We start from the raw sequence: 8,344 nt of genomic DNA on the forward strand, positions 1-8,344 counted from the left end.
AAGCGCTGTACCTTAGCGGCGATTTGGAGCGCGAAGCCCGCAAGATGCAGGCCGAGTTTAACGACGATAACGACGACCCTATAGTAGGTATGCTTAATAACTACTTAGACACGAAGCTACCGCCGGACTGGGGGCTAAAGGATATACACCAGCGCCGCGAATGGCTACGCGATGCGGGCGGCGATCCGACAATGCCAGCAGGCACGGAAATAAGGACGCGCGTATGCGCGGCGGAGTTTATTTGCGAAGCCCTGGGTAAGGAAATGACCGATAAGGAATACAAGTACCTGGCGCGCAGAGTGTGTAAAATGCTATCGGCCCTTCCGGGCTGGGAGCGTATAAGCACGACCAAGCACGCGGGCAAATTGTATGGAGTGCAAAAAGGTTTTAGGCGCGTGGACCTGGTAAACCAAGACGACGATTTATAACAAAAGGTAAACCGAAGGAATGGAGCCAGGGAAGAAGCCGCCGAAGCAAAAGCGTAAACTATAAAATTCGGTTTACTTTTCGGTTTACCGTCTTAGTTTACCGCTAAAACCCTAAAAACCAATATATAACAATATAGTAAACCAAGTAAACCGAAAAAGTATATATAATTAGTAGAAGGCTGTATTTAGGAGTTAGGAACGTATAAAAAGGAAAAAATAATAGAACGTAACTATATAGCCCTAATATATACAGCAGTAAAATTTACAGTTTACCAACATGACGAAGCAATGGATAAAGTAGAAAATATAGTAAAGCACGCGGACGTATCCGAAAAAAACATAGAGCACTATTTGTGCGACCAGGTTAAACGCCTGGGCGGCGTATGTCTTAAATATAGCAACGCCGGCGCAGTGGGCTATCCGGATCGCGTGGCCTTAATGCCTGGCGGCCGCTGCCTTTGGTTTGAGTTAAAGAGCCTGGGCCGCACTACGTCCAATGTGCAGAAAATACGTATTAAGCAGCTGGAGAAAATCGGCCACACCGTTTACGTATGCGATAGTAAGGAAAGTATTAACGGAGTTTTAGAAGATCTGGGATATGTTATATAGACCTTACGAATACCAAAAAACGGCGATGCGCTGGATAATGGAGAAACCGCACTGCGGCCTATTCCTGGATATGGGCCTGGGCAAGACGGTAAGCACCTTAACAGCGCTACAGGAACTAATAGACGACTGCGAAATAAGCCGGGTATTAGTGGTAGCGCCTAAGAAGGTAGCCGAAGCGACCTGGAGCACAGAGGCCCAGAAGTGGGACCACTTGCAAGCGCTTACAGTGGTTAAAGTGCTGGGAACGGAAAAGCAGCGCTGCGCCGCCCTGGCACAAAAAGCAGACGTTTACGTAACCAGCCGCGATAACTTCGTATGGCTGGTAGGTAAGTACGGCGGCCAGCTTCCCTTCGACGTACTGGTAATAGACGAGCTTACCAGCTTCAAGAGTGCCAAAAGCCAAAGATTTAAGGCTATGCGTATCGCCGTGCCTTCGGTAAAGCGCGTTATAGGCCTTACCGGTACACCGGCACCGAACGGGCTAATAGACCTTTGGGCACAGATGTACTGTATAGACCAGGGCGAAAGGCTGGGTAAATCTGTTAGCCGGTACCGCGAAACTTACTTTGAAACGCATAAATGGAATAACATAGTAGTACGATGCGACGTAAAGAAGGGCTGCGCCCAGATAATACGGGATAAGATCGCGGATATTTGCCTAAGTATGCAGGCGCGCGACTACCTACAGCTTCCGGATATGATCCTGCACAAAGTAAGCGTGGAGCTATCGAAAAAGACCGCCGAAGCCTACGCAAAATTCGAGCGCGAAAAAGTCCTGGAGTTTAAGAGCGAGCACGGCGAAGAACCGGCAAACGTCCTGGCCAATAGCGCCGCCGGACTGATGAATAAATTAAGCCAGTTTGCGAACGGCGCCGTATATGACGACGAAAAGAACGCGCACGACGTACACAGCGATAAATTAGACCGTTTGGCCGAAATCGTGGAAGCCGCGAACGGTAACAGCGTTTTAGTTTTTTATCAATTCCAGCACGATATACCACGCATAACGGAGCGCCTAAAAGGCCTAAAAGTGCAAGTTTACCACGACGAAAGGGACCTAAAACAGTGGAACGCCGGTAATATAGACGTACTACTGGCGCACCCGGCAAGTACGGCGTTTGGGCTTAATATGCAGGAAGGCGGGCATTATATCGTATGGTTTGGCACAGGCTGGAACCTGGAACTATACCAGCAGGCTAACGCGCGCCTTCACAGGCAAGGCCAAAAATACCCGGTGCAAGTGTACCAGCTACTTTGCGCCGGCACAGTGGACGAAAGAGCAAGCGCCGCCCTGGAAGGCAAAAAGGGCGTGCAGCAAAGTTTGTTAGACAGCTTAAATTACCTACTTCGGAAATATGAGTAAAAGGCGACGCGTAAATATATCCGTGGATCCGGATACATACGAAAGGCTACAAAGAATTAAGGAGCAGCACGGTTTTAAGAACGTATGCGAATTAGTAGTAGCCTTAGTAAACATATTACTGGATAGGTTAGATACAGGGACCCCGCATAAATACGACATACCCGAAGACGACGGGGCATATATAGACGATATGTTTAACGAGCTGGGCCACGTGCAGCGTACACCAGACGGCACAGTACCAGTAAGACACAATAGAAAGAGTATTAAATAACTATGGCTAAGGATAAAGACTATATACAGTTAATCAATACTACCCGGTGGAAGCAGCTACGCAAAAGTATATTAGATGCGTATCCGCTGTGCCAGCGCTGCCAGCAGGAAGGAAGACTAACAGCAGCGCAGGAAGTCCACCACATTAGGCCAGTGGAAGAAGCGATAACCTACGCCGACAAAATGCAGCGTATGTATGATGCACACAACCTACAGGCCCTATGCCACGACTGCCACGTAAAGACCCACACGGAGCAGGGCCGATGCGGAAGGGAAGCGACAAAGAAAAGGAACGAAAAGCAAGTGGAACAGGTAATAAAAAAATTTTTCGATGAAGGCGAAGACGAAGACCGGGGGCCGGTTTTTTAAGACGGGGGCCACGCCGTTAAACCTCGCCCCTATTTTTTTAAGTGTGTGAGTAATTTTTTGAATTTGCGGAACTTCTGGAATTTTTAACTAAAAAACGTTAAAATATGGCTAAAAAAGTAGAGGAATACCAAAAAGAAATAGTGCGCGTTATGCGTGCGCACAAGACGTACAGCAAGGCTTTAGATATGCAAATTAAGAGCCTGGCCAGTGCGTTAAGAAATTTGGATCTTGCTAACGACCAGATAGACGGGCTACAGGAAACGACCGTATGGGAAACGACCCGCTACGGCGAAAAGCTGGCGCCGCACCCAGTATTTAAGATAGCGAAAGATGCGCAGGATATGATAACGCGCCAGATGAAGGCTTTAGGCCTAACGGTGGAAGACTTAGCCGGGGATATTGACGAAGACCCGCTAACCGACCTTACTAAGAAGCTGACAAAGAAGCGCGCGAAGCCAGTAACTATTAAGCCCGCCGACGAATGACACAATACGATATAATGGCCTACGCGCCCGGCCACGCTTCGCGCTGGCTGCGCGTATCCGTATCGGATAGCTGCGTTACTATCCACGGAAGCGCCGAAGTAACTAATAGAGCGATGCAGGCTAACTTCTGCAAGCACTTAAAGCAATTAGACACCCTGCCCGAATGTATCCGGAAGCGTAGCTGGCGATCGCTGCGTAATGAGTGGCGCGCGCATAACCTACTATACCGCCTTCCGCTTTTGCCTTCCGGCTGGAAAGAACGATTAAAGGACGTGGACCTGGACGACGAAGCCACCTGGCGGCGCGCAGTGTACGCGGTCCTGGCAATACTCTAAGATATGACCGAAGAAGAAAAAGATAGACTACGGCAAGCCAAAGAAGACGTTACCGACGAACTGGCGCGCATAGATATAGACCGTTACCAGCTGGCTTTAGTGGATAGCCGGCTGGATAACTACGTGCGTGAAGTAGCCGGCAACCCGGACGGCCACAACCTGTACGAACAGCTGGCCGTATCGCTTTTCTTCCGGAAGTGCGACCGGTACGGGATCAACGTTACCGAAGTGCAGCAGTTTTACGATTTTTACGAAAGCCTGTATTTTCCTGGGAAGACTGGCCAGCAGCGCTACAAGCTGACGCCGGTACAGTGCTTCCAGTTTGCTAATATTTTCGCCTTCTGGGAGAATGGCCGCCGCGTAGTGCGCGAAGCTGTGCTATATGTACCCCGTAAATTTAGTAAGACCACCAGTACGGCGTCGCTGGCTATATACGACGTGCTGTACGGCGACGCTAACGCGGAATGTTACACCGCGGCCAACAGCGCCGACCAGGCTAAAAAGTGCTTCGACGTTATCCGCGGCTGTATGCGCCGCCTGGATCCGAAGGAAAAACGCTACCTGGTAAACGAACAGACTATAAAAAGCCGGCGTAAGGATCGTAGCGCCTTCGCCCAGTGCCTAACGGCTAACGCCAAAACTAAAGACGGCCTAAACGCTTCTACTGTGATTATGGACGAATTTAGCCAGGCCACGGATAGCGAACTGCTAACCGTGCTTACTACGTCTATGGGCGTCCGGGATAACCCGCTAACGGTAATTATTACTACCGCTTCCGATGTATTCGACGGACCCTTTTACGAAATGTTACAGGGCTATAAGCAGGTACTATTAGGCGAATACGAAGACGATACACTATTTGCGCATATCTTCGAGCCAGATTTAGACGACGCCGAAGACGAAGAAAGTACCTGGTTTAAGGTCCACCCGCATTTAGGCGTTACCGTTAATCTGGACTTTTACCACCAGGAATACAAGAAGGCGCAGCGCAACGGATCCGAAGCTATGCTGGCTTTTCGTACTAAGCTGCTAAACATATACGCAGAGAACGAGCAGCGCAGCTGGATAAGTAGCACCCTGGCCCGGCATATTAGCCGGCCTATGCCGCTGGACGGCATAAAGGGACGCCCGGACGCTATGGTATCTATAGACCTATCGGAAAGCGACGACTTTAGCGCCGTTACTATGGGAATGTATAACGTACTAACGAAGTCTTTTAGCTTCCATACGGCCTACTTCTTCCCAGAAGGCGCGCTGCCTGGCCACCCGAACGAAAAACTATACCGGACCTGGGCGGCCAAAGGCTACCTAAAGCTAACGCCTGGCGACGTTATAGACTACCGGGTAATCGTGGACTACGTGCTGTATCTTAATACCGTGGTGCGTATTCTGGGTATCGGTTACGACCCCTGGAAATCGCAGGAAGTTATAAATATGCTGGCCGCGTCCGGAGCCGGCAACGTAATAAAGGGCGTGCGCCAGACCTACGGCAACTTTACGGCACCGGTGGAGAGCTTCGAGCACGGCGCGAAAACAGGGCATATTTTTATAAACGACAACCCTATAAACGCCTACTGCTTCGGTAACGCCGTGCTGGATACCGATAAGCTGGAGAACTGCAAGCCAATAAAGCGGAAGCACACCCAGAAAATAGACGGCGTGGTAACAAAGTTAATGTGCCTTCGCCTGTTTATAGACTACGAACGGTAAAAGTTTTTAGAGATTTAGACGAAAGCGGGTACCAGTTACCCGCTTTTCTGCGTATAGTAGAAGCCGATCATTTTCGTATGAACATTTTAGAATATTTTAGGCAACTTTTTAGACGCGAGAAAGACGAAGATACCCCGCCACTGGATAACGATAAGCTGGCCGGGGCTTCTGTGCTTTGGCCTGTGCCTGGCAGTGCTTCCCAGCCGCTACAAGTAGCCACCGTTTACCGCTGCGCAAATTTGCTGGCCGATAGTGTAGCAAATTTGCCGCTTCGATATATGCGCAAGAAGGGCGATATTTTCGTAGAAGCCACCGAAAGCAACTTACATTATTTGCTATCGGTGCAGCCGTGCCCGTATATGTCTATCGTGGACTTTTGGCGCCAGGTAGTATTAGATATGCTATTTGAAGGAAACGCGTATATAGTGCCTATCTACGACCCCGTGGCCCTGGCTTCCGGCCGCATAGAAGTAGGCCGCCTGGCTTTGGTAAACCCTAACAGCGTGGGCCACGACACTATTAACGACCGCTACACCGTAAACGATGTAAACGCGGGCGTACAGGGCATATTCGATGAAGCCGAAATTATCCATATAAAGAACTACACGAAGGACGGAAAGGTAGGTATTTCGACGCTGACCTACGCCCGCACGGTATTAAATATCGCCACCACCGGCGACCGCGAAACGCTTAACCGCTTCGCAAACGGCGGTACAGTGCGCGGTATCGTAAGCAATGATACCAGCGTGCGCGGCTTCGGCGAATACCAGGACCAGCAGCTGGATAATATGGCCGATGATCTTAACAGGCGTATAAACGTCCAGGGCCGTAATATTACGGCTGTGCACGGCCAGGCGCGCTTCGACCAAATTAGTATGAATAGCGCCGATATGCAATTTTTGGAAAGCCGAAAATTTACCGTGCGCGATATATGCCGCTTTTTCGGCGTGCACCCTTCCTTCGTATTCGACGACACCAGCAATAATTACAAGTCCGCGGAAATGGCTAACGTGGCCTTCCTGGCTAATACGCTTAACCCGCTGCTGCGTAAAATCGAAATGGAGCTGCACCGCAAATTAGTACCGGCTTCGCTGTGCTGTAAGCGCCGGTTTGAATTTGACCGCCGCGGCCTGTATGCCTGCGACCTGGATAGCAAAGTTAAATACCAGACCGCCACAATAGCGGCCGGTATCTACAGCGTAAACGACTGGCGCCTGGCAGAGAACCAGCCACCGGTAGAGGGCGGCGACGTAGTGCTGGTATCCGCTAACCTCAAAAGTATAGAGGAAGCCGGCAAGCCTGCGCCCGCACCTCAACCAGCAGCGCCGGAGCCTGGCAAGGAAGAAGACCCGGAAACCGATACCGATAACGACGACAAAGACAATGAAGAAAAGTAACGACCAACTTATAACGCGGACGCTGCACACCGTAGCGCCGCTACAGATACGCGAAGCCGGAGAGGGCGAAGTAAGCCGCACTATTACCGGCTACGCTATTCTTTTCGACACGCCAAGCGCGCCGCTTTGGGACGATGAGGAAGAAGAAGTGCGCGAAGTGATCGCGCCGGAAGCGGTAACTAAAGAACTGCTGGACGGCTGCGACGTAAAAATGACGATGTTTCACGACCGCCAGCTAATCTTAGCCAGGTCCAAGAACGGAGCCGGCACGCTTACTTATACCGTGGACGAAAAAGGCGTAGCGTTTAGCTTCGATGCGCCTAACACCGCCGACGGCGATAAAGCGCTGGAGCTGGTAAGACGTGGCGATATTTCCGGCTGTAGCTTTATGTTTAGGACCAGATACTACGATAAAGCCTTTGTGGAGCGTAGTGTAAAGATCGTAAACGGTAAAGCCTTCGTACTATGCCGGGTAAAATCTATAATCGGTATTTACGATTTTACGCTGGCGTCGGATCCAGCCTACCCGGATACTTCCTGCGAAGCACGCGAGCTTACAGCCGACCTTCTTACCCAGGAGGACCCCGACAAAGATACAATGCGCGAGCAAGTGCGCGAAATGCGCTGCGCTGCTACGCATAAACCCGTTATTTAATGTTTAACCCACTTAAAGTTTTTGCTATGTCTAAGACAAAGAACAAAGAACAGAAAGTAAGTGTACGCCAGCTGGCCGACCAGTACCAGGCCAACTGTAACCGTATCGGAGAAATCGCCGATACGTGCGAAAACGAGCAGCGCGAGCGTACCGAAGAAGAAACCACGGAGTATAACGACCTTATGCGCCAAAACCAGGTTTTGGTTATGCGTATGCAGGCCGCTATTAACGTGGGCCAGCCTTCTAACGCTGCACCCCGTACCACTACCGCGCAGCTGCGCGAAGCCCTTAACGCCGCTATGGAAGGCGGTAGTAAGAACGGTATCGTACTGGCGCTTACACGCGAGATCCAGGGAACCGAAGCCCTGGAAGGTACCGGAATTATTCCTGTAAACGAGCAGGAAATGTTAAAGCCACTGCGCGCCGGACTTATCTACGATAAGGTAGGTATTACGATCCGTACCGGCCTGGTAGGTACCCTTCGCTGGCCTAAGCACGGCAAGGCCGTAGCTAAATGGGTAGGCGAAAAAGAAAAGCTGACCGAAAGCGCTATAGACTGGGACAAGATCACAGTTACGCACAAGCGTTTGGGCGTCGCTATTCCTGTTACCCGCCAGGAGCTTTTCGACAGCGAAGGCACTGTAGAAAGCGTTATTAACGCTGAAATGCCGCAGGCTATTACCGACAAAATTAACGAAGCACTGTTTACCACTAACGCCAACG

8 protein-coding genes and 1 pseudogene are annotated in these 8,344 nt (G+C 50.5%); all 9 read left to right on the forward strand.

Going from position 1 to position 8,344, the window contains the following annotated elements:
* A pseudogene (locus ACJMM4_RS06600) lies at positions 1-428 on the forward strand (hypothetical protein); the annotation flags it as partial.
* Between the two features lie 288 nt (positions 429-716).
* Entirely contained in the window at positions 717-1,037 is a 321-nt protein-coding gene (locus ACJMM4_RS06605) for a VRR-NUC domain-containing protein (protein ID WP_405383676.1), read from the forward strand.
* Positions 1,027-2,400: a DEAD/DEAH box helicase gene (locus ACJMM4_RS06610; RefSeq protein ID WP_405383678.1), complete on the forward strand. Its 1,374-nt coding sequence runs from the start codon at positions 1,027-1,029 to the stop codon at positions 2,398-2,400. Before ACJMM4_RS06605 ends, ACJMM4_RS06610 begins: the two co-directional genes overlap by 11 nt.
* Positions 2,401-2,673: 273 nt before the next feature.
* Positions 2,674-3,039, forward strand: a complete 366-nt coding sequence (locus ACJMM4_RS06615; RefSeq protein ID WP_405383680.1) for an HNH endonuclease signature motif containing protein — start codon at positions 2,674-2,676, stop codon at positions 3,037-3,039.
* A gap of 104 nt (positions 3,040-3,143) precedes the next feature.
* Positions 3,144-3,524: a P27 family phage terminase small subunit gene (locus ACJMM4_RS06620; protein ID WP_405383682.1), complete on the forward strand. Its 381-nt coding sequence runs from the start codon at positions 3,144-3,146 to the stop codon at positions 3,522-3,524.
* A gap of 338 nt (positions 3,525-3,862) precedes the next feature.
* Positions 3,863-5,569, forward strand: a complete 1,707-nt coding sequence (locus tag ACJMM4_RS06625) for a terminase TerL endonuclease subunit (protein WP_405383684.1) — start codon at positions 3,863-3,865, stop codon at positions 5,567-5,569.
* 77 nt (positions 5,570-5,646) lie between these two features.
* On the forward strand, positions 5,647-6,966 hold the full coding sequence (locus ACJMM4_RS06630; RefSeq protein WP_405383686.1) for a phage portal protein: 1,320 nt from the start codon (positions 5,647-5,649) through the stop codon (positions 6,964-6,966).
* Positions 6,953-7,621 (forward strand): HK97 family phage prohead protease, encoded by a 669-nt coding sequence (locus ACJMM4_RS06635; protein ID WP_405383688.1) that lies wholly within the window; start codon positions 6,953-6,955, stop codon positions 7,619-7,621. Before ACJMM4_RS06630 ends, ACJMM4_RS06635 begins: the two co-directional genes overlap by 14 nt.
* A gap of 26 nt (positions 7,622-7,647) precedes the next feature.
* A partial coding sequence (locus ACJMM4_RS06640) for a phage major capsid protein (RefSeq protein ID WP_405383690.1) occupies positions 7,648-8,344 on the forward strand: 697 nt, incomplete at its 3' end.

The organism is Phascolarctobacterium sp. (assembly GCF_045124115.1).
Classification (GTDB): domain Bacteria; phylum Bacillota; class Negativicutes; order Acidaminococcales; family Acidaminococcaceae; genus Phascolarctobacterium_A.